The 20933-nt window shown below is 72.7% G+C and carries 25 protein-coding genes; 18 read left to right on the top strand and 7 right to left on the bottom strand.

The window, feature by feature from the left end; translation table 11 throughout:
* The 10 genes from ABZS51_RS33720 to ABZS51_RS33675 form a co-directional block, all read left to right on the top strand.
* Positions 1 to 1024 (top strand): substrate-binding domain-containing protein (locus ABZS51_RS33720; protein ID WP_355449699.1); only part of this gene is annotated, 1024 nt, incomplete at its 5' end.
* A gap of 150 nt (positions 1025 to 1174) precedes the next feature.
* Positions 1175 to 2182, top strand: a complete 1008-nt coding sequence (locus tag ABZS51_RS33715) for a hydroxyacid dehydrogenase (RefSeq protein WP_310709423.1) — start codon at positions 1175 to 1177, stop codon at positions 2180 to 2182.
* A gap of 38 nt (positions 2183 to 2220) precedes the next feature.
* Positions 2221 to 3528 carry a sugar ABC transporter substrate-binding protein gene (locus ABZS51_RS33710; protein WP_355449696.1) on the top strand — a complete coding sequence of 436 codons (1308 nt, stop codon included), beginning with the start codon at positions 2221 to 2223 and terminating at the stop codon, positions 3526 to 3528.
* A 168-nt stretch (positions 3529 to 3696) separates the two neighbouring features.
* Positions 3697 to 4626 (top strand): sugar ABC transporter permease, encoded by a 930-nt coding sequence (locus tag ABZS51_RS33705; protein WP_310709425.1) that lies wholly within the window; start codon positions 3697 to 3699, stop codon positions 4624 to 4626.
* Complete coding sequence (locus ABZS51_RS33700; RefSeq protein ID WP_355449692.1) at positions 4623 to 5525, top strand: carbohydrate ABC transporter permease; 903 nt, start codon at positions 4623 to 4625, stop codon at positions 5523 to 5525. The genes ABZS51_RS33705 and ABZS51_RS33700 overlap by 4 nt, the downstream gene beginning before the upstream one ends.
* Positions 5522 to 6256, top strand: coding sequence for a hypothetical protein (locus tag ABZS51_RS33695; RefSeq protein WP_355449689.1), 735 nt, complete (start codon positions 5522 to 5524; stop codon positions 6254 to 6256). Before ABZS51_RS33700 ends, ABZS51_RS33695 begins: the two co-directional genes overlap by 4 nt.
* Before the next feature lie 128 nt (positions 6257 to 6384).
* Positions 6385 to 7830, top strand: coding sequence for an MFS transporter (locus tag ABZS51_RS33690; protein WP_355449687.1), 1446 nt, complete (start codon positions 6385 to 6387; stop codon positions 7828 to 7830).
* Between the two features lie 69 nt (positions 7831 to 7899).
* On the top strand, positions 7900 to 8382 hold the full coding sequence (locus tag ABZS51_RS33685; protein ID WP_355449684.1) for a DUF4396 domain-containing protein: 483 nt from the start codon (positions 7900 to 7902) through the stop codon (positions 8380 to 8382).
* 52 nt (positions 8383 to 8434) lie between these two features.
* Entirely contained in the window at positions 8435 to 8845 is a 411-nt protein-coding gene (locus ABZS51_RS33680) for a metalloregulator ArsR/SmtB family transcription factor (protein WP_310709430.1), read from the top strand.
* Between the two features lie 84 nt (positions 8846 to 8929).
* On the top strand, positions 8930 to 9910 hold the full coding sequence (locus ABZS51_RS33675; protein ID WP_355449681.1) for a cation diffusion facilitator family transporter: 981 nt from the start codon (positions 8930 to 8932) through the stop codon (positions 9908 to 9910).
* Here the strand turns inward: ABZS51_RS33675 and ABZS51_RS33670 are convergent.
* Positions 9901 to 10821 carry an SDR family oxidoreductase gene (locus ABZS51_RS33670; RefSeq protein WP_355449678.1) on the bottom strand — a complete coding sequence of 307 codons (921 nt, stop codon included), beginning with the start codon at positions 10819 to 10821 and terminating at the stop codon, positions 9901 to 9903. The two genes, ABZS51_RS33675 and ABZS51_RS33670, sit on opposite strands and share 10 nt — an antisense overlap.
* Before the next feature lie 119 nt (positions 10822 to 10940).
* On the opposite strand from ABZS51_RS33670, the gene ABZS51_RS33665 reads away from it, so the two are divergent.
* From ABZS51_RS33665 to ABZS51_RS33650, 4 genes are all read left to right on the top strand, one after another.
* Positions 10941 to 11858 (top strand): hypothetical protein, encoded by a 918-nt coding sequence (locus tag ABZS51_RS33665; RefSeq protein ID WP_355449674.1) that lies wholly within the window; start codon positions 10941 to 10943, stop codon positions 11856 to 11858.
* A gap of 101 nt (positions 11859 to 11959) precedes the next feature.
* Entirely contained in the window at positions 11960 to 13267 is a 1308-nt protein-coding gene (locus ABZS51_RS33660) for a hypothetical protein (RefSeq protein WP_355449671.1), read from the top strand.
* A gap of 211 nt (positions 13268 to 13478) precedes the next feature.
* Positions 13479 to 14264, top strand: a complete 786-nt coding sequence (locus tag ABZS51_RS33655; protein WP_355449668.1) for a hypothetical protein — start codon at positions 13479 to 13481, stop codon at positions 14262 to 14264.
* Positions 14265 to 14302: 38 nt separating this feature from the next.
* Positions 14303 to 14626 (top strand): putative quinol monooxygenase, encoded by a 324-nt coding sequence (locus ABZS51_RS33650; RefSeq protein WP_310709436.1) that lies wholly within the window; start codon positions 14303 to 14305, stop codon positions 14624 to 14626.
* 34 nt (positions 14627 to 14660) lie between these two features.
* Here ABZS51_RS33650 and ABZS51_RS33645 read toward each other — a convergent pair whose 3' ends face one another.
* Positions 14661 to 14963 carry a 4a-hydroxytetrahydrobiopterin dehydratase gene (locus ABZS51_RS33645; protein ID WP_310709437.1) on the bottom strand — a complete coding sequence of 101 codons (303 nt, stop codon included), beginning with the start codon at positions 14961 to 14963 and terminating at the stop codon, positions 14661 to 14663.
* A 171-nt stretch (positions 14964 to 15134) separates the two neighbouring features.
* Here ABZS51_RS33645 and ABZS51_RS33640 point away from each other — a divergent pair, with 171 nt between their 5' ends.
* Complete coding sequence (locus ABZS51_RS33640) at positions 15135 to 15935, top strand: alpha/beta hydrolase (RefSeq protein WP_355449665.1); 801 nt, start codon at positions 15135 to 15137, stop codon at positions 15933 to 15935.
* A gap of 10 nt (positions 15936 to 15945) precedes the next feature.
* On the opposite strand, the gene mltG is transcribed toward ABZS51_RS33640, so the two are convergent.
* Together mltG and ABZS51_RS33630 are read right to left on the bottom strand one after the other, a co-directional pair.
* The gene (mltG, locus tag ABZS51_RS33635) at positions 15946 to 16920 is read right to left on the bottom strand and encodes an endolytic transglycosylase MltG (RefSeq protein WP_355449662.1); all 975 of its coding nucleotides are present in this window, start codon (positions 16918 to 16920) and stop codon (positions 15946 to 15948) included.
* Positions 16917 to 17429 carry a SigE family RNA polymerase sigma factor gene (locus ABZS51_RS33630; RefSeq protein ID WP_310709440.1) on the bottom strand — a complete coding sequence of 171 codons (513 nt, stop codon included), beginning with the start codon at positions 17427 to 17429 and terminating at the stop codon, positions 16917 to 16919. The genes mltG and ABZS51_RS33630 overlap by 4 nt, the downstream gene beginning before the upstream one ends.
* 281 nt (positions 17430 to 17710) lie before the next feature.
* On the opposite strand from ABZS51_RS33630, the gene ABZS51_RS33625 reads away from it, so the two are divergent.
* From ABZS51_RS33625 to ABZS51_RS33615, 3 genes are all read left to right on the top strand, one after another.
* Positions 17711 to 18391 carry an SDR family NAD(P)-dependent oxidoreductase gene (locus tag ABZS51_RS33625; protein WP_355449659.1) on the top strand — a complete coding sequence of 227 codons (681 nt, stop codon included), beginning with the start codon at positions 17711 to 17713 and terminating at the stop codon, positions 18389 to 18391.
* 77 nt (positions 18392 to 18468) lie between these two features.
* Complete coding sequence (locus ABZS51_RS33620) at positions 18469 to 18624, top strand: hypothetical protein (protein WP_355449656.1); 156 nt, start codon at positions 18469 to 18471, stop codon at positions 18622 to 18624.
* A gap of 121 nt (positions 18625 to 18745) precedes the next feature.
* On the top strand, positions 18746 to 19312 hold the full coding sequence (locus ABZS51_RS33615; RefSeq protein ID WP_355449654.1) for a cysteine hydrolase family protein: 567 nt from the start codon (positions 18746 to 18748) through the stop codon (positions 19310 to 19312).
* Between the two features lie 185 nt (positions 19313 to 19497).
* Here the strand turns inward: ABZS51_RS33615 and ABZS51_RS33610 are convergent, their stop codons facing one another.
* From ABZS51_RS33610 to ABZS51_RS33600, 3 genes are all read right to left on the bottom strand, one after another.
* The gene (locus tag ABZS51_RS33610) at positions 19498 to 19875 is read right to left on the bottom strand and encodes a nuclear transport factor 2 family protein (RefSeq protein ID WP_355449651.1); all 378 of its coding nucleotides are present in this window, start codon (positions 19873 to 19875) and stop codon (positions 19498 to 19500) included.
* The gene (locus tag ABZS51_RS33605) at positions 19872 to 20258 is read right to left on the bottom strand and encodes a VOC family protein (protein ID WP_355449648.1); all 387 of its coding nucleotides are present in this window, start codon (positions 20256 to 20258) and stop codon (positions 19872 to 19874) included. Before ABZS51_RS33605 ends, ABZS51_RS33610 begins: the two co-directional genes overlap by 4 nt.
* 65 nt (positions 20259 to 20323) lie before the next feature.
* Positions 20324 to 20881: a phosphatase PAP2 family protein gene (locus ABZS51_RS33600; protein WP_355449645.1), complete on the bottom strand. Its 558-nt coding sequence runs from the start codon at positions 20879 to 20881 to the stop codon at positions 20324 to 20326.
* Between the last annotated feature and the right edge of the window lie 52 nt (positions 20882 to 20933).

The raw sequence follows: 20933 nt of genomic DNA, 5'->3' as shown, positions 1-20933 counted from the left end.
TGACGGCCGCGGCCCCGCGTGTCACAGCATGAGCGAGCGGACCGTCTCCACCGTGTCGGCGTCCTCCCATGGCCAGCGCCACCGCCGCGACCAGCAGGAACATGAACAGCGTGTCGGAACGCCGTGGAGCTCGGGTGCGCGGCCGGGCGCGGAGGAGGCGCGGGTCACGTTCGGCATGGTGGTGCCCTCGCTCGACTACTACTGGCCCGACGTGATCCGCGGCGCCCGTGAGGCCGCCGCCGCGTCGAGGGCGCGGCTCGTGCTGCGCGGCGCCAGCTACCAGGCGGCCGACGAGCGCCACCAGCTCGCCCGGCTGGTCGAGACGGCCGGGGTGGACGGCCTGCTGGTGGCGCCGACCACGACCGGCGACGAGGGCGAGGAGCTGGTGCGCTGGCTCCAGGGCGCCGGTGTGCCGGTGGTGCTCGTGGAACGGGCGGCCACCGTCGGCCCGCACCAGGAGGCGATGGAGTCGGTGGTCAGCGACCACGTGTTCGGCGCGGCGATGGCCGTGCGGCACCTGGCCACGCTCGGTCACCGGCGGGTCGGGGTGGTGACCACGACGCAGAGCCCGACGGCCCCGCACGTGCGGCGCGGCTGGCGGCAGGCGTGCGTGGAGCTGGGCCTGCCCCTCGGCGACACCCTTGACCTGACGACCGTGGACCAGCGCGATCCCGGCTGGCCGGAGGCGCTCGACGCCGTCCTGGACGTGTGCGCCGCCTCGGGCACGACCGCGCTGCTCGTCCACTCCGACCCGGAGGCGATCCGGCTGGTGGAGCGCTGCCAGGAGCGCGGCATCCGGGTTCCGGGCGATCTGTCGGTGGTGACGTACGACGACGAGGTGGCGGAGCTGTGCGACCCGCCGCTGACGGCGGTCCGGCCGCCGAAGGCGGCGATCGGGCGGGCCGCGTACCGGCTGCTCGCGGAGCGGCTGGCCGACGAGGACCCGCAGCGTCCGACGCACCGGATCGTCATCGAGCCGCGGCTGATCGTCCGCGCCTCGTCGGCTCCGCCGGCGAGCGCGTGACCCGACCGTCGTCTCGCCAATACCGCACACGAACGATCAATATCGATCAGATAAACGTGATCGTCCTGATTAACAAGGTATTGACGTGATCGTAACGATCGGACAGGATCGGCGGCACTGGTAAGCGCTTGCCGCCGAAAGGGACGCCGAGTGAGACGGCCACACGCCCTGCTGGTCATGGACCCCACCACGTTCAGCACAATGTTCGAGGAGCCACAGCTCCACCGGTTGCGACAGCTCGCCGAGCTCGGCGAGCCCGTCGTCACCGACGACCTCGACACCCCGCGAGTACGGCGGCGGCTGCGCGAGGTCGAGGTGCTGGTGACCTCCTGGGGCTGCCCGCGGCTGACGGCGGAGCGGCTGGCCGACGCGCCGGGGCTGCGGGCGATCTTCCACTGCGCCGGCACCGTCCGCACGTTCGTCACCGACGAGGTGTGGCGGCGCGGCATCCTGGTGACCAACGCCGCCGACGAGAACGCGGTCCCGGTCGCCGAGTTCACGCTGGCCGCGATCATCTTCGCCGGGAAGAAGGTCCCGTTCCTCGCCCAGGACGCGCGGCTGCACCGCGCCGACTGGTCGTACGCGACGAGCCGCGGCGAGCTGAGCAACCGGGGCCGCACGATCGGCGTCGTCGGCTACTCCCGCGTGGGCCGCCGGGTCGTCGACCGGCTGCGGGACCTGGAGGTCGACGTCCTCGTCGCCGACCCGTACGCCGACCCGGACGAGGTGGCCGCGGCCGGCGCCCGCCTCGTCGAGCTGCCCGACCTGCTGCGGCGCAGCGACGTGCTCACCCTGCACGTCCCCGCGCTCCCCTCCACCCGGCACCTGATCGGTGCCGCGGAGCTGGCGCTGCTGCGCGACGGCGCGACGGTCATCAACACCGCGCGCGGCGCCGTCCTCGACACGGCCGCGCTGGAGCGCGAGTGCGTCAGCGGCCGGCTCGACGCGATGCTCGACGTCAGCGACCCCGAGCCGCTGCCCGCCGACTCACCCCTGTACGACCTGCCCAACGTCATGATCACCCCCCACGTCGCCGGGTCCCTCGGATCGGAGACCCGGCGGATGAGTGAGAGCGCGCTCGACGAGCTCGAACGCTACCTGGACGGCCGGCCGCCCCGCGCGGCCGTCACAGCCGATGAGTTCAAGGTCAGCGCCTGAGCCCCCGACCGGCTCGACAGGAAAGGAGACCGGATCACATGATCTCTTCTGACAGCTCGGCGAGGGCCAGAGGGCGACGCCACCTCGTGAAGTCCCTGGCGGCCGTCGCGGCACTGTCGCTGGCGGCGGTGGCCTGCGGCTCGGGCGGCGACTCCGCGCAGGAGACGGGCGACGGGAACGTCACCCTCAGCGTCACCGTCTGGAACATGGCCAAGACGCCCGAGTTCAAGGCCATGTTCGACGCCTTCGAGCAGGCCAACCCCGGCATCAAGATCAAGCCGGTGGACATCCTCGCCGACGACTACGCCGACAAGATCACCACGATGCTGGCCGGCGGCGACCACACCGACGTCATCACCATGAAGAACGTCACCGACTACTCCCGCTACTCCAGCCGGGGCCAGCTCACCGAGGTCACCGACCTGGCCAAGTCGCCCGACGCGGCGACGCTCGCGGGCCTGGACGCGTTCGACGTCGGCGGCAAGTACTACGCGCTGCCGTACCGGCAGGACTTCTGGCTGCTCTACTACAACAAGAAGCTGTTCGACCAGGCGGGCGTCAAGTACCCCGGCACGCTGACCTGGGACGAGTACGCCAAGCTGGCGCAGCAGCTCACCAAGGAGGAGGGCGGCAAGAAGGTCTACGGCACCTACCACCACACCTGGCGGTCGGTGGTGCAGGCCATCGCGGCGGCGCAGACGGGCGGCGACCAGCTCGGCGGCGACTACTCCTTCTTCGCCGACCAGTACGCCACGGCGCTCAGCCTGCAGAAGGCCGGCGCGACGCTCGACTTCGGCACCGCGAGCGCCCAGAAGTCGGACTACAAGACGCTGTTCGAGACCGGCGCGACCGCCATGCTCCCCATGGGCACCTGGTACATCGCGGCCATCCTGGACGCCAAGGCCGCCGGGAAGACCGACGTCGACTGGGCCATCGCCCCGATGCCGCAGCGGCCCGGCGCCACGGGCGTGACGACGTTCGGCTCGCCGACCGCGTTCGCCGTCAACAAGAAGGCCGAGCACGCCGACGCGGCGAAGAAGTTCGTGCAGTTCGCCGCCGGCAAGGGCGGGGCCGAGGCGATCAGCAAGGTGGGCGTGGTCCCGGCGCTGCAGAGCCCCGAGATCACCGAGGCGTACTTCAAGCTCAAGGGCATGCCCACGGACGAGACGTCGAAGAAGGCGTTCCAGCCCGACAAGGTCACGCTGGAGATGCCCGTCAGCGACAAGACCGCCGACGTTGACACCATCCTCAAGGAGGAGCACGAGCTGATCATGGTCGGCGAGAAGTCCGCCGCCGACGGCATCCGCGAGATGAACGAGCGGGTCAAGAGCGAGGTCCTGAACTAGCGGCCCGCGCGGCGGGCCCGGAGCGGTCCGGGCCCGCCGCATCCCGCGTTGCGCCCTGTTCTCGCGTTCCGCCATATCCTCGCGTTCCGCCATATCCTCGCGTTCCGCCATATCCTCGCGTTTCACCATGAACCCACCAAACGCCCCGAAGGCTCGCAAAGGACGCCCATGGCTCAGGTGATCACAAAACCGGCGCCGACCGCGCCGCGGGCTCGGCCCCGTGGGCGGCGCGCCTGGCGCGACATCCTCGTCGGCTGGAGCTTCATCCTCCCGAACTTCGCCGGCTTCCTGCTGTTCACGATCATCCCGATGCTGGCGGCGTTCGCGCTGGCGTTCCTCGACTGGGACTCCTACAGCGACCCGGAGTGGGTGGGGCTGGACAACTTCGCACGCCTGCTGACCGACCAGAACTTCCACGTCGCCCTGCGCAACACCCTCTTCTACGCGGCCGGCCACATCCCGCTCACGCTGGCCGCCGCGCTCGGGCTGGCCATCGCGCTGAACCGCAAGCTGCGCGGCGTGCCGTTCTTCCGCACCGCGGCGTTCTTCCCGTACATCACCTCGCTGGTCGCGGTCGCGGTCGTGTGGAACATGCTGTTCAACCCGACGGCCGGGCCGATCAACCAGGTGCTGGAGGCGATCGGCGTCTCCGACCCGCCGCGGTGGGTGGCCAGCACCGACTGGGCGATGCCCGCTGTGATCATCACCAGCGTGTGGCGGGACATGGGCTACTACATGGTGCTCTATCTGGCCGGGCTGCAGACGATCCCCAAGGAGTACTACGAGGCGGCCCGCGTGGACGGCGCCAACGCCTGGCAGCGCTTCTGGGGCATCACGCTGCCGTCGCTGCGGCCCACGACGTTCTTCGTCGTGGTCATGCTGACCATCCAGAGCTTCAAGGTGCTCGACCTGATCCTCGTCATGACCGACGGCGGGCCCGGCCGCAGCACGCTCGTGCTGGCCCAGCTCATCTACCGGGAAGGCATCACCGAGGGCAAGTTCGGCTACTCGTCGGCGATCGCTCTCGTGCTCTTCGTGATCGTGCTGACCGTGACGGTCGTCCAGTTCCGCATCAACGAACGGAGGAGCGCCTCATGACCGCCCTGCGCGATGCGCCCCCGGCCGAGCCCGCCACCCGGCCGGGCAAGGCGCCGCGTCCCTCCGGCGACCGCTCCGCCGCCGCCGTCACCCGGCGGGTGCTGGCGTACGTGGCGCTGACCGTGGTGGCGGCGCTGGTGCTGGTGCCGTTCGCGTGGATGCTGTCGGCGTCGCTGAAGCGCGACAACGAGGTGTTCACCGTGCCGATCGAGTGGATCCCGCACGAGCTGCGCTGGTCCAACTTCGTCGACATCTGGGACCGCATCCCGCTGCTCACCTACCTGGGCAACTCGGCGTTCCTGTCGGTGTCGGTCACGCTGCTGCAGCTCCTCAGCGGCAGCTTCGCGGCGTACGGCTTCGCCAAGGTGCGCTTCCCCGGCCGTGACGCGCTCTTCATGGCCTACATCGCGACCATCGCCGTGCCCTGGCAGGCGTACATGGTGCCGCAGTACATCATGATGCAGAAGGCCGACCTGACGAACACGCACCTGGCGATCATCCTGCTCCAGGCGTTCGGCGCGTTCGGCGTGTTCCTCATGCGGCAGTACTACATGTCGATCCCGGACGAGCTGTGCGAGGCGGCGCGGATCGACGGGCTGAGCGAGTACGGCATCTACTGGCGGATCATGCTGCCGCTGTCCAAGCCGGCGCTGGCCAGCCTGGCGCTGCTCACGTTCGTCAACACGTGGAACGACTACATGGGGCCGTTCATCTACCTGACGGACAACGACCTGTGGACGGTCCAGCTCGGCCTGCGCTCGTTCGTCGGCCAGTACGACGCCGAGTACGCGATGATCATGACCGGTGCGGTGCTGTCGGTGCTGCCGATCCTCGCGGTGTTCCTGCTGGGGCAGCGCTACTTCATCCAGGGCATCGCGACGAGCGGGCTCAAGGGATGAGCGGGCAGCCGCCGGCCCCCGGTGTGCGGAGCCTGCTGAGGCCGGCCCGGCAGGCCACGTACGAGAAGGTGTTCGCCGCCGCCTACACCGGCCTGGCGGTGAACGCGCTGCTCGCCGTCGCCTGCGCGCCGCTGCTGGCGGCGCTCGCGCTCGTGCGCGACCCGCTGGGGTCGTGGCCGTTCTTCGCGGTGCTGTCGCTGGTGTGCGCGCCGGCGCTGGCGGGCGCGTTCCGGTGCTTCGCCGCGCTCGGCTCCGGCTCCACCTCCGTGGTCCGTACGTTCTGGAACGGCTACCGGCGCGGGGCCGGCCGCGCGCTGGCCGTGTGGGCGGCGGGCGCGGCGGCCGTGAGCGTGCTGGTCCTGGACGCGACCGTGGTGGCGCGGACGGCGTGGAGGCCGGCGCTCGTGCCGTTCTTCGCCACGGCCGTGGTGCTGGTGGTGGCCACGGTCGTCGCCCTGATCACGCTGATCGCCGAGCCGTCCGAAGGGCCGTCCGAAGGACCGTCCGAGAAGCCGGTGCGGCTGCGTGCGCTGGTCCGCCCGTGCCTCTACCTGGTGGTGCGGCGGTGGTACCTGGCCGCGGCGAACACCGTGGTCCTCGGCCTGGCGGTGACGGTCGTGCTGGCCAGGCCGGTGCCGGGCCTGCTGCTGGCGTGCGCGCCGCTGCTGTACGCGGTGTGGGCCACCACCCGGTTCGTCCTCGCCCCGATGCTGCCACGCGACGCCGCCTGAGAATCCCTTCCCCCTGGACCGAGCCCCCGGATGTCCCGCCTCCGGGGGCTCTCTCGTGTCCCGGGCATGCAATACGGGGGTATGGTGTCCCTTAACTCGTACATAAGTGTTCAAGTTAAGGAGATCTCGTGAGCCACGGACACGTCACGCCCGCGCACCCGGACACCGGGCGCGCCTCCGGCGGGTGGGCCGCGCTGACCCTGCTCTGCCTGGCGCAGTTCATGCTCATCGTGGACATCACGGTCGTGCAGGTCGCCCTGCCCAGCATCGGGGCCGACCTCGGCCTCGGCCGGGAGGCGCTGACCTGGGTCGTCACGACGTACACGCTCTGCTTCGGCGGGCTCATGGTGCTGGGCGGGCGGCTGGCGGACACGCTCGGCGCGCGGCGCACGCTGCTGGCCGGGCTGGCGGCGTTCACGCTGTCCTCGCTGCTCGCGGGGCTGGCGACGAACGGCGCCATGCTCATCGCCGGCCGCGGGCTCCAGGGCGTGGGGGCGGCGCTGATGTCCCCGGCGGCGCTCGCGGTCATCACGGGCGCCTTCCACGGCGAGCGGCGCAACCGGGCGCTCGGGGTGTGGGCGGCCATCGGCGGCTCCGGCGCCGCGGCCGGCGTCCTCCTCGGCGGGCTGCTGACCGCGGGGCCCGGCTGGACCTGGGTGTTCTACGTGAACGTCCCGATCGGCGTGCTCGTGTTCGCCGCCCTCCCGGCCGTCGTGCCCGGCCCGGCGAGCGGCTCGGCCGGCTCGCGGTCCGGGATCGACGTGCCCGGGGCCGCGGCGGTGACCCTGGCCACCGCGTTGCTCATCTACGGGCTCGTCGGCGCGGGCGACGCCGGCTGGGCCTCCGTCCGCACCCTGCTGCCCCTGGCCGCGTCCGCCGCCCTCTACGCCGTGTTCGTGCTGGTCGAGCGGACCGCGCGGACGCCGCTGATGCGCGTCGAGACGCTGGGCCGCCGCCCGGTGCTCTCCGGCGTGTTCGTCATGCTCATGGCGACCGGGCTCATGCTGGGCCTGTTCTTCCTCAGCTCGCTCTACCTCCAGCACGTGCTGCGCATGAGCGCGCTGGAGACGGGCCTGCTGTTCCTGCCCGTGGCCGTGGCCATCACGGCCGGCGCGCAGCTCGGGGCGCACCTGATCGGCAGGGTCGGCGGGCGGCCGGTCGCCGTGGCGGCGTTCGCGGTGACGGCGCTCGGGGCGTGGCTGATGACGCGGATCGACCCCGGCGCGAGCGCGTACACGACGCTGCTGCCGGGCTTCGTGGTGGCGGCGTTCGGCATCGGGCCCGCGTTCGTCACGGCCACGACGACGACCATGGCGAACGTTCCGCACGGCGAGGCCGGTGTGGCGTCGGGCGTGGTCAACACCTTCCACGAGCTGGGCGGCTCGATCGGCGTCGCGGTCGTGTCGTCGCTCGCCGCGGCGAGCCTGGCGCCGGGGGCCGCGGGTGCGGGCGGCTTCACGACCGCGCTGACGGCGTGCGCGGTCGCCGCGGTGGCGGCGGGCGTGGTGTCGCTCGGGCTGGTGCCGGGCGGGAGGCCGTCGGGGGCGTTCGTCGGTCACGGTCACGGTCACTGAGGGGGGCGACGTAGCCTCACGATACCCCCTCCCCGTATGATGGATCGACCTCCAAGGAAGGCGAGGAGCATGGAAGACCGCACCGGGCACCATCCGGCCGCGCCCGCGGCGACGTGGAAGGCCGCGTCCCAGGCGACCCTGCACTGCCTGACCGGCTGCGCCATCGGTGAGGTGCTGGGCATGGTGATCGGCACCGCCGCCGGCCTGCACAACTCCGGCACCGTGGTGCTGTCGGTGGCGCTGGCGTTCGTCTTCGGCTACGGGCTGACCATGCGCGGCGTGCTGCGCGCGGGCGTCGGGTTCCGCTCGGCGCTCAAGGTGGCGCTGGCGGCCGACACGATCTCCATCATGGTCATGGAGCTGCTGGACAACGCGGTGATCCTGCTGGTGCCCGGCGCGATGGACGCCGGCCTGACAAGCGCGCTGTTCTGGGGGTCGCTGGCCGGCTCGCTGGTGGTGGCGTTCGTGGTCACCACGCCGGTCAACCGCTGGCTGATCGCCCGGGGCAAGGGGCACGCCGTGGTCCACCAGTACCACCACCCGGGCCACTGACCACCCTCACGACCGCTCGACGCCTGGCATCCGCCCAGCTAGGCTCGATTATATGAACAGTTCTTCACAGGAACAGGTGACCGCCCTGGAGGGCTGCGCCACCCGGGTGGTCGACGCCGACCGGGTGGCGAGCGTCAGCTCCCGCATGCCCGCCGAGGGCGACCTCGTCGACACGGCCGACATCTTCGGTCTGCTCTCCGACCCCGGGCGGTTGCGGCTCCTGCTGGCGCTCCTCGACGGAGAGCTGTGCGTGTGCGACCTGTCGGTGGTGACCGGGCTGAGCGAGTCAGCCACCTCCCACGCGCTGCGCCTGCTGCGCGCGCACCGCGTCGTCGCCGTACGACGGGCGGGCCGCATGGCCTACTACCGCCTGGACGACGCCCACGTCCGCATGCTGCTGGACCTGGCCGTGGCGCACACCGAGCACACCCAGGCCATCCACCTCGAACGCAGGCAGCCGTAGCCGCGCGGCTTGACAGGCGCGCGGATCTCGTCCATAAACTCAACATGTGAACAGTCATTCAGATGTCAAGGAGGCGGCGACCCCATGACGGACCGCGAGCGGGGGCACGGGCACGGACACGGGCATGCCGTGGGAGTGGCGGGTGACCGCCGGTACCTGACCGGCGCCCTGGCGCTGATCGTCGGATTCATGGCGGTCGAGGTGGTCATCGGGTTCGTCGCCGGGTCGCTGGCGCTGATCTCCGACGCCGGTCACATGCTCACCGACGCCATCGCCATCGTCTTCGCCCTGGTCGCGATGCGGATCGCGGCCCGGCCGCCGCAGGGCGGGTTCACGTACGGGCTCAAGCGCGCCGAGATCATCTCGGCGCAGGTCAACGGCGTGACGCTGCTGCTGCTGAGCGTCTACTTCATCGTCGAGAGCGTGCGCCGCTTCGCGAACCCGCCCGAGGTCGAGGGCCTGTACGTGGTGGTGACCGGCCTGGCCGGCATCGCGGTCAACCTCCTGGCCACCTGGCTGCTGACCCGGGCCAACCGGACGAGCCTCAACGTCGAGGGCGCCTACCAGCACATCCTGAACGACCTGTTCGCGTTCATCGCCACGACCGTCGCCGGCGCCGTGGTGTGGCTCACCGGCTGGACCAGGGCCGACGCGGTGGCGGCCCTGGTCGTGGCCGCGCTCATGCTCAAGGCCGGGTGGGGGCTGGTGCGCGACTCCGCGCGGGTGTTCATGGAGGCCGCCCCCGTCGGCATGAACCCCGCCGAGATCGGCCGCGAGCTGGCGTCCCTGGACAAGGTGGTCGAGGTGCACGACCTGCACATCTGGGAGGTGACCTCCAACTACCCGGCGATGTCGGCGCACGTGCTGGTCACGCCGGGCGACGACTGCCACGCCGTACGGCTGGCGGCCGAGCGGCTCGTCCACGACCGGTACGGGATCGAGCACACGACGCTGCAGGTGGACCACGCGCCGGCGGACGTGCTGACCATCGGCGAGCCCGACCGCCACTGCGCGGACGCTCACGGCCCGTCACACCGCCCCGGCCCCGGCGTGTCTCAGCGGTAGCCGGTCGCGTCGGCGGGCCGGCCCGCGTCCGTCACCTCCACGAGGTAACGCCAGCAGTCGGGCCGCGACCCGTCCACGTCCGTGAACCCGTACTCCTTCGCCAGCCCCCCGCTCGACAGCGACCGCCCGCTCCACCGCATGACCTCCGGGTCGGCGGCCAGCGCCGCCACCGCCCGGCCGGTGAAGCGGGGCGACTCGGAGATGACGAAGTGCGGCTGCGCGGCGGTGGCGTCCCGCCAGTTCTCCTCCGTCACGCCGAAGGTGTCCAGCATCATCTCCGAGCGCATCCACCCCGGTGTCAGGGCCACGGCGGCGCAGCCGAACGGCTTGAGCTCGTGCGCCTGCGCGTACGCGAGCCGGTTCACGGCGGTCTTGGCGAGGTCGTAGAAGACCGAGATGCGGTAGTTGCCGTCGTTGTACTCCTTGGTGCCGTCGGTCATCTCGACGACCAGCCCGCCCGGGGTCCTGGTGAGCAGCGGCAGCGCGTAGTGGCTGGTGACGATGTGCGTGTCGACGGCCAGGCGCAGCAGCCGCAGCCCGCCGTCGAGGTCGTGCTCCCACAGCGGCGTCTCCCACTGGGCCAGCCGCTCGCCGCCCCACACGTCGTTCACCAGCACGTCGAGCCGCCCCTGCTCGCGGTCGATCCGCTCGACCAGCTCGCGGACCCGGGCGTGATCGAGGTGGTCGACCTGCACGGCGATGCCGTGGCCGCCGGCCTCGCTCACCAGCTCCGCGGTCTCCTCGATCGTCTCCGGCCGGTCGTACTCGGATCGCTCGCTCCGCGTCGTGCGGCCTGTCACGTACACGGTCGCGCCGGCCGCCCCCAGCTCCACCGCGATGCCCCGGCCCGCGCCCCTGGTCCCGCCGGCGACCAGCGCGACCTTCCCCTTCAACGTCAACGTGTCTGTCATGGCACAAAGGCTGACACCGAAACCCGACAGGGCATGTCATCTTTTCCCTGCGTGTCCGTCGCGGCGAGGCGTCCGATTCCGACAAGACCCGGACCCTCCTCCCTGGGCACGATGAAGGCATGAGCATCGACCTCTCCGCGGCCGCGGCCTTCATGGCCACCCATGCGCGCGTCCTGGACCGCCGCCGCTTCCAGCTGCTGACCGGGCTCCTGTCCGGGGCGTCCGGAGGCTCGGCGCCGGACACGACGCCGGTGCTGTCGGCCCTCGACGGCTACCGCAACGCCGACGGCGGTTACGGCTGGGGCCTGGAGCCCGACCTGCGCTCCCCGGAGAGCCAGCCGGGCACCGCCCTGCACGCGTTCACGGTGTTCGAGGAGGCCGGCCCCCTCGCCGGCCCGCGGGCGGCCGAGCTGTGCGACTGGCTCCAGGCGGTCTCGCTGCCGGACGGCGGACTGCCCTTCGCCCTGCCCGCCACGCTCGCCGCCGGCACCGCGCCCTGGTGGGCCGGCGCGGACCCGGCGACCTCCTCGCTGCAGATCACCGCGATCTCGGCGGCGGTCGCCCACCGCGTGGCCGCCCACGACCCGGCCGTGGCCGCCCACCCGTGGCTGGAGCGCTCCACCGCGTACTGCCTGGCCGCCATCGAGGCGATCGACCGGACGCCGCACGCGTACGAGCTGGCCTTCGCGGTGCGCTTCCTGGACGCCGCGCACGCCGCGCACCCGCGACGCGTCGAGGAGCTGGTGGAGCACCTGCGCCCGCACGTCCCGCCGGACGGCACGATGCCGGTCGAGGGCGGCAAGGAGGACGAACGGCTGGGCCCGCTGGACTTCTCCCCGCTCCCGGGCGGCCCCTCACGCACGCTGCTCGCCAAGGAGGCGATCGACGCGGATCTGGACCGGCTGGCGGGCGGCCAGAGGGAGGACGGCGGCTGGACGGTCGACTACGCGCACTTCTCGGCGGCGAGCCCGCTGGAGTGGCGCGGCCACGCCACCGTCGACGCCCTACGCCTCCTTCACCACAACATGCGCCTCTGACCCTTTTCGGACAGGCCGAAGAGGACCCCGTGTTTGACGCCGGGCGGCGACACCGGGAAGATCATCCGGGCCGTTGATCGGACACGACTCGGGAACGCCGGTTGTCCTCACTCACCCTCCTCCCCGCCACCCGCCGCTCCCACGCGCTCCTGCTCTGGTGGGCGGCCTTCGTCCTGGCCGCCAGGTGGTACGCGCCCGCACTGCTCGCCATCGCGGAGGCGCGGCCGGACGGACCGGCTTCCGCGCGGCCGTCCCGGCTGCGAGCGCTCATGCCCGTCATCCTGGCGGCCGTCGTGGGCGTCGCCGTGGTGGCGATCGCGGGGGTGGTCGCGCTCGGGCCGCTGTTCCGGGAGCCGGCAGAGCCGCCGCGCGCCGCCGACGGCACGCCACGACTCGCGCTCGCGCTCTCCGGTGACCGGCTCGTCGTGGTCGACCTCTCCGGGAGGACTCTCCCCACCGCGGTGCCCGCACCCGAGGCACCGTTCACCCAGTTCACCGCCATCGCCCGCGACGCCCGGCCCGGCCGCTATCTGGCGGCCGTGACCACTCCCGGCGACGGCGGCTACGGCGGCCGCGTGTCGCGCGTCTACCGCGTCGGCCTGAACGGCTACGACGGCGCGCGGCTTGGCGAGCAGGTCGGCGGCGACCTCGGCGGGATGGTGACGGACCTGGCGGTCTCCCCCGCCGGGCGCGTGGCCTACAGCCGCGTCGTCCCCGCGTCCGACAGCACGGGCAGCATCGGCACCACGTACGTCGGCGTGACCGGGCCGGCCGACGGGCGAGAGGGCGGGCCGGTCCGCGAGTGGTCCGCTCCGGGCGCGCACGGGAGCGCGCGCGACGCCGCTCTCGGCCTGCACTGGCGGGACGCGGACACCCTCGTGTTCCACGCCCGGTCCCCGCGCGCCCGCACGCCCCGCCTCGCCTCGCTCGACACGAGCAGGCCCGGCACGGCCCTGCTGCCCGGCGACACCGTGCGCGTGCTGAACGCCTTGACCGACGGCCCCGCCCTCACGGCGCCGGGCACTGGCACTGGCACTGGCAGGATGGTGCTGGCGGAGGCCGGTCCCGGCCCCGGCCCGTGGAGCCGGATCCTGCTGCTGGAGCCGCCCGCGAAGCCTCCCGTGGGGGTGGCGTTCACGGAGCCGCGTGGCGGTGTCACCGCGTTCACCCTCGACCCGTCCGGCCGGTACCTGTTGGTCGCGGTGCGCAGCGCGCAGGGCATGACCTTGGGCGGCGTCCCCGGATGCGGGAGCGGGGGGTCGTCCGAGCTGGTGCGGGTGGACCTGCGCCCACCTCCCGGCCCACGCTCCCCGTTCCCGGACCTCTCGACGTCGGGCGTCCCCTCGCTCGGCCTGCCGTCCGCGTGCCTGTGGCAGGGGGACGGCCCGCTGACCGGGCTGGCCTGGTGAGGCCGCCGCGAGCGGGCGGCCACCGGGTCCGGGCGAGGGCAGGCGGGGCGCCAGGACCGCCGGCCGTAGCCGGAACCGTAGGGCTGGGCTGTCCCGGCAGGAGAGAGGGCAGTGTCGTCCCGGATAGTGACGGGGGGCCGAGTGCGCTGGTCACTCTGGTAGACGTGACCTGGCAACCGAGCGCTTGCTGACCATGGGTGACGCTCGCGCGGTGACCGAGCGGCACCTCGGCCTCTTCCGGAACGTACCGGCCGCGCGGCCCGGCCTCTGCCGCGTCTGCCACTCCGCCCCGGCGGAACCGCACGCGCCCGCCTGCCTGTGCGCGGGCTGCCACCGCGCCACGGCCGGGGTCCACCGGCACACGCCGCACGTGCTGCCCGTCTCGCTGTGCGCGCGGACGGGTGACGACCGGCGGCTGTACGACCTGGTGACCCGCCGCCGCTCCCCGCCGGGCGAGCTGACCGGCGCGGCGTTGCTGGCCGCCACCGTGGCGCGCTTCCACCGCGCTCACCTGCCCTGCCTGACGAGGCCGGCCGGAGGGCCGTTCACGCTGGTCGCCACGGTGCCCGGGGCCGGCGCCGAGCGGCCCGTCGAGGCGTTCGACCTCATGCCCCGGGTCGTCCAGTGGGTCACCGGGCTGCGCGACCTGCACCGGCCCGTGCTCATGCCCGGCGGCGACCGCGCCGCCGAGGAGGCGCTCGCCCGGCACGTGCCGGACGAGTGGGCCTTCCAGGTGCTGGGCCGGCTCGACGGCGAGCGGGTGCTGCTGCTCGACGAGCTGTTCGCCTCCGGCGCCCGCGTGCAGAGCGCCGCCTCGGTCCTGTACCGGGCGGGCGCCGAGGCGGTGGTGGCGCTGGTCGTCGCCCGGCTGGTGGACCCGTGGGCCGACACGCGCGTCGCGGACGCGTGGGCCCGGCCCTACGACTTCGGGCGCTGCTGCCTTTGCGACCCCGCCGCGCGGTTGTCCTCGGACGCCGGGCGCGCCCTGCTGGGTTAACCTCGTGTCGTCCACCAGCCGACGTCCCAGAGGACATCATGATCTTCATCACCGCGAAGTTCCGCGTCCTGCCGGAGCACGCCGACCGCTGGCCCGAGATCACCGCGGACTTCACCCGGGCGACGCGCGCCGAGCCGGGCTGCCTGTGGTTCGACTGGTCGCGCAGCGTCGACGACCCGAACGAGTACGTACTGGTGGAGGCGTTCCGCGACGACGAGGCGGGCGCCGCGCACGTGCGCTCCGAGCACTTCCGCGCGGCTCAGCGCACGCTCCCGCCGCACCTGGCGGAGACGCCGCGCATCGTCAACGCCAGCGTCCCGCAGGAGGACTGGTCCGAGCTGGGTGAGATGGCCGTCTCCTGACACTGCCCCGGTCCGCCCCGCCCCTGCCGCGCGTTCAGCCCCGGTCGCGGGCCGCTCCGCTGAGCACCTGGTCGATCCGGGCGGCGAGCTCCACGTCCTTCGCCGTCACCCCGCCCGAGCTGTGCGTCCACAGCCGGAACCGGACGCCGTCGCCGGTGCGCTCGATCTCGGGATGGTGGTCGAGCGCGTTGGCCTCGTTCATCACCGCCTCGCTCAGCCAGCCGTAACTGTCGGGCGTGATCGGCACGTCCTTGAGCAGCGCGTCCTCCTCATACCGCCACCCCTGCAGGGCCGCAAGCGCGGTGTCGATCTCGTCAACGGTCAGCCGCTCGGCCATATCGTCCCCTTACATCCGGTTTATCGCTTCGTTGATGGCTTACCACCGGAGCGCGCCCTCACACCCCCGGTTCCGTCGGCGAAGATTCCCGGCCCCAGGACCGACGAATCCGGCCCGGCGGCGGAGTCCTACCTCTGCAAGCACCATCGCCCCAGGGAAGGACCACCCGCCATGAGCACCACCCACACCCTCCGCGTCCCCGGCGCGCGCCTGCGCTACGAGGTGCGCGGCGCCGGCCCCCTGCTGCTCGTCTTCGGCGCCCCCATGTCCGCCGCCGCCTTCGCGCCGCTGGCGGAGGCCCTGGCGGGCGACCACACCGTCGTCACCCACGACCCGCGCGGCATCGCGGGCAGCGTCCTCGACGACCCCGCGCAGGACTCGACCCCCGACCTGCGCGCCGACGACGTCGCCGCCCTGCTGGACCACCTCGGCGCCGACACGGCCGACCTGTTCGGCAGCAGCGGCGGCGCGGTGACGGGGCTGGCGGTGGCCGCCCGGCATCCCGGACGTGTGCGGACGCTCGTGGCGCACGAGCCTCCCCTGCTGGAGCTGCTGCCGGACGCGGCCGAGCGGCGCGCCGTGGTGGACGACATCGTGGAGACGTTCCGGCGGGACGGGCACGGGGCGGCGTGGATGAAGTTCATGACCACCTCCGGGTTCGACATGGACGGCTCCGCCCCGCCGCAGAGCGAGTTCTCGGAGCAGGACCTGGCCGACAGTGCCCGCTTCTTCCTGCACGAGCTGCGCGGCACCACCCGGTACGTCCCGGACGTGGCCGCCCTGAAGGCCGGGCCCGGCCGGGTCGTGGTCGGCATCGGCGCGGAGTCGCGCAAGCTGCTCACGTACCCGACCTCCACGGCGCTGGCGGAGCTGCTCGGCACGCCGCCGGTGGAGTTCCCGGGCGAGCACGGCGGCTTCGTCACCCACCCGGAGCCGTTCGCGGAGGTCCTGAGGAAGACGCTGGCGGGCTGACGGCGGGCCGTCAGGACGTGCCCTTGCGCTTCTGCCGCAGGCCCTCGAGCAGCCGAAGGTATTCCGCCTGGGAGCCGATGAACCTGGTCTCGCCCGTCGCCGGATCGACCGCCACGTAGTACAGCCACGGGCCGGTGGCCGGGTGCAGCGCCGCCTCGATGGCGGCCCGGCCCGGGTTGCCGATGGGGCCGGGCGGCAGGCCGGGGAAGCGATAGGTGTTGTACCTCGACCGGCTCCGCAGCTCCTCGTTCGTGGCCTGGACAGCGTACTTGCCGAGGGCGTACAGGAGAGGGCTGTCCACCTGGAGCCTCATCGGCGGCTTGTGGCCCAGGCGGTTGTAGATCACCCGTGCGATCTTCGGCATGTCGGCCGTGCGGGCCGCCTCCGCCTGCACGATGCTGGCGATGATCACGACCTCCCGGGGGGTACGGCCGGCGCGGCGGGCGGCGTCCTCCAGGTGGACCTCGTCGGCGGTCCGGCGAAAGCGCGTCACCATCGAGGCGAGGATCTCCTCGGCACTCGACCCCGGCGAGATCCGGTAGGTGTCGGGGAAGGCGAATCCCTCCAGCCGTCCCTTCGCGTAGGAGGGCAGGCCGAGCGCCGCGCCGTTCCGTGACGCCCGCTCGAACTCGGCCAACGGCCTGCCGGTGGCGCGCGCGAGCCGCGGCAGGACGTCGACGAGCCGGAGCCCGTCCTGCACGGGCACCAGGACCTCCGGCCGGTCGGGCTCCGGGCTCGTGGACGCCCGCCCGGAGCCCCGCGTGGCGGGAACCGCGCCAGGGACCGCCTCCCCGCCGGCCAGCCCCCGGACCGCGACCGTCGAACCGGCGGCCAGCACCGCGACGGCGGCCGCGGCCGCCAGCGCCACTCCACGGGACCCGCGCCGGCGACCGCCCACCGCCTGGAGGAAGCGCGCCGGCGGGGGCGGCGGCTGCTCGTGCGCCATGTCGGCCAGGGTGTCGCGCAGCACATCCTCGATCTTCATCCGAACTCCCTCACAGCACTCAGTTCGGGCGCCGCCTGCTTCAGGCGCTCCAGTGACCGGTAGATCTGGCTGCGCACCGACCCGACCCTGACCCCGAGCAACCGGGCGATCTCGGTCTCCGACAGGTCCTCGAAGTAGCGCAGCACGAGCATGGTGCGCTGGCGGGGCGTGAGCCGGGCCAGCGCCGCGCGCATCACCAAACGCAGGTCCACGACGTCGGCGTGCTCGCCGCCGGCCTGGTCGGGCAGCCACCCGGTGGAGACCTCCGTGACCCGGGAACGGCGCCGCCACCGGCTCACCTGCTCGTGGTACATGGCGCGCCGGACGTACCCCTCGATGGCCCCGCGGTCCCGCAGTCCCCTCCACCGCGCGGCCGTCTTGGCCAGGGCCGACTGCACCAGGTCCTCGGCCGCGTGCCGGTCGCCGGTCAGCAGGTACGCGGTACGGAACAACGCCGCTGACCGCTCGACGACGAACTGCCGGAAGTCCGCCTCAAATCCTGGATCCACCCGTCCTCCTCGCCATGTCACCAAGCAAGGACGCACCCGGGACGCCGATCTATGCCTCCGTGCCCCGGGTCAGGTCAGGGTGGCCCGCGGAGGCCCTGTCCGGCGTGGACGCGTGGCTCACCATGCTGGACGGGCGCGTCGCCCACCGCTCCACCGGGAACCGACCCGCGTGCCCATAACCGGCGGCTATCGCCCCAGCTATTGGACATCCGAAATCCACTGCCTCAGGATGATCACGTCCGGCACGAGGCCGGGCCGCAGGTCAACGAGGGGAGCCGGTGATGATCGCACTGGTCACGGGCGCGAACAGGGGCATCGGACGGGAGGTGTGCCGCCAGCTCGCCGCGGCCGGCCATACCGTCGTGCTCACCGCCCGTTCCCTGCAGTCGGCCGCCGCCGCGGCCGCCGAGCTCGGCCCCGACGTGCACCCTCTGCTGCTGGACGTCACCTCCGAGGAGAGCGTCGCACGGGCGGCCGAAGCGGTCGCCGAGCGGTTCGGGCGCCTGGACGCGCTGGTCAACAACGCCGCCATCACCTACGACACCTGGCAGCGCGCCGAGAACGCCGACCTGGACGTGGTGCGGGAGGCGGCCGAGACCAACCTGTACGGGCCGTGGCGGATGGTCCAGGCGTTCCTGCCGCTGCTGCGCGCCGGCGGGCACGCGCGGGTGGTCAACGTCTCCAGCGAGGCCGCCTCGCTGACCGGCATGGGCGGCGGCACGCCCGCGTACACCACCACCAAGGTGGCGCTCAACGCCCTGACCCGCATGCTCGCCGCCGAGCTGCGCGCCGACGGCATCCTCGTCAACGCGGTCTGCCCGGGCTGGGTGGCCACCGACATGGGTGGCGCCGGCGGGCGTCCGGTCGCCGACGGCGCGGCCGGAGTGGTGTGGGCCGCCACCCTGCCCGACAACGGCCCGACCGGCGGCTTCTTCCGCGACGGACGTCCCCTGCCCTGGTGATCCCGCACTCCGGAGGAACTGGAAAGGATCCTGGTATCGGGCGCCACGGGCAGGCCCGCGAGGAGATGCTCGCGGCCATGCCGCGGCAGTACGTCGACGCCTTCTTCGACTTCTACGTCAAGGGCACCCTGGACGAGTCAGTGGTGCGCCCGACCGTCCAGGAGGTCACCGGCCGGCCGCCCCGCACGTTCGAGCAGTGGGCCCGCGCTCACGCCGGCGCCTTCCGCCCGTAGCGCTCCTCGCGGATCACGTGCGGGTCAGGTGCGGAAGCGGGGCCGACGGCGGCCCTTTCTTGTCGGTGGCCCGGCCTGGTGTGGGGCGACGCGGGATCCGCGACGAGAAGCAGGAGGCGCCATGACCACCCTGCCCGATCGCCCGTACACGGCGCTGCTGGTCATCGACGTGCAGAACGGGGTGATGGCCGGCACCCACGACCGCGACCGCGTGATCGCGAACATCGGCGCGCTGGTCGACAGGGCCAGGGCGGAGGACGTGCCCGTGGTCTGGGTGCAGCACTCCGACGACAACATCAAGCGGGACAGCGAGAGCTGGCAGTACGTGCCGGAGCTGGTCCGCCTCGACCCGGAGCCGCTGGTCCACAAGAGCTACGCGGACGCGTTCGAGGGCACGGAGCTGGAGGCGGTGCTGGCCGGGCGGCGGGTGGGCCGGCTCGTCGTCACGGGCGCCCAGACCGACGAGTGCATCCGCTCCACCATCCACGGGGCCTTCGTCCGCGGGTACGACGTGACGCTGGTCGGCGACGCGCACACGACCGAGGATCTCAGCGAGTACGGCGCGCCGACCCCGGACAAGGTGATCGCGCACACCAACCTCTACTGGCAGTGGCAGCGGGTGCCGGGCCGCCGCGGCGAGACGGTCGGCACGGCCGGGGTGACCTTCGCGGCGCCCGGCACGGACTGACCTCGGGCGGCGGACCGGCGAGCTGATGCGCCCACAGCTGGTCACGCGCACGACAGCTCCCCCTACCACCTGGGCGCGTCGCTCACCGCCGCGCCACGACCTCACTTGTCGCCGGGCTCGTGGGTACGGGTGTTCCTGCCAGGCAAGCGATTGACCCAGAAAAATCCCCCAGAACGGGCCCGGGGTCAGGGACGCGGCTGCGCCTGCCGGCGGCGGAACTCGTCGAACGGCGTGCGGTCGAACACGAACCGGTTATAGACGATCTTCCCATCGCGAACCGTGACGCACTCGGCCGCCGGAGCGCTCTTGGCCGGGATGGTCTCGGCGTCGTACATGAGCAAGGCCGTGTCCTCGTCCCCGAACGCGGCGATCAGCTCCGCCCTGACGAGGAACCGCTCAGCGAAGGGCGCCAGGAACTCCCGGTACGCCTGGATGCCGGCGATCCGTCCCGCCGGAGCGTCCAGCACCACGTCGTCGGCGATGTACCTCATCGCCCCGTCGAGGTCCTTGCCGGTCCAGGCGCGGTGGTGGGCCAGCGCGACCTGCAATGCCGTGCTGGTCACGACGACGCGCCGGAGCCGTAGGGACGGGTGATGATCTCCAGGCTGTGGCCGTCGGGGTCGGACCAGTACAGGCCGCGGCCGCCGTCGTTGGTGTTGATCCGGCCCGGCTCGCGATGGAACGGGTCGGCCCAGAACTGCAGCCCGCGCTCCTTGATCCGGCTCCAGATCTCGTCGAACTCCTCCTCGGTCACGAGGAACGCGTAGTGCTGCGGATGAACGGTCTCGGCCTGGGCGACGTCGAGGGAGATGCCGTTGGCCATGTCCACGACACGGAAGGGACCGAAGAGGGACGCGGGTGGCAGCCCCAGGAGGTCGGTGAGGAACCGGGCGGTCTCCTCCCGGTCCCGCGCGTGAACGATGGTGTGGTTCAGCTGCACCGGCATGTCGTTCTCCTTACGCGGCCCGATCTGGTCCGCCCTGGTTGTCCTGCCCGTTGGAGGCGGCGGGCTCACCGCGTTCGCGCCGAGGAAGCCGGGGATCCTGCCAGACGCCGGACGCTCCACCCGCACAGACTCCCGACGACGGCCCCGGCAACGACGTCGGAGAGGTGGTGCACGCCTGTGTGCACCCGTGAATAGGCGACGGCCACGGCCGCCACCCGCACCGGGAGCCGGACGGCCGGCTCGGCCATCCCCAGGGCGGAGGCGAAGGCGAACGCGGACGCGGCATGCCCCGAGGGGAACGACGTCGAGGTCGGACGCCGTACCCATCGCGAGAGCAGCGCCGGACGGTGATCCGCCGGAGCCGGCCGCCGGCGCCCGGCCAGCGGCTTGAGACACAGATTCGTCAGCGCCGACGCCACCCCGATCGCCAGCACCCCCTGACGGGCCGCCCGCCGGCCCCGCCCGCCTCCCAGGACCGCCATCACGGCCGCGGTCAGCAGCCAGAGCCGTGAGTGGTCGGCCGCGTTGGACGCGCCCACCAGCAGCCGGTCGAGGCCGGGTGTCGGCGTCCCCGCGACGGCGTCGAACACGGCCCGGTCCACGGCGCCCACCTTCGTCCACATCTCCGTCATCCACCGCGCACGACCTGCGCCGCCGCGCCTTTTCCGCATCGCC

Source organism: Nonomuraea sp. NPDC005501 (assembly GCF_040605905.1).
Taxonomy (GTDB): Bacteria; Actinomycetota; Actinomycetes; order Streptosporangiales; family Streptosporangiaceae; genus Nonomuraea.
This window is presented reverse-complemented; position numbering and strand designations above follow the sequence as displayed.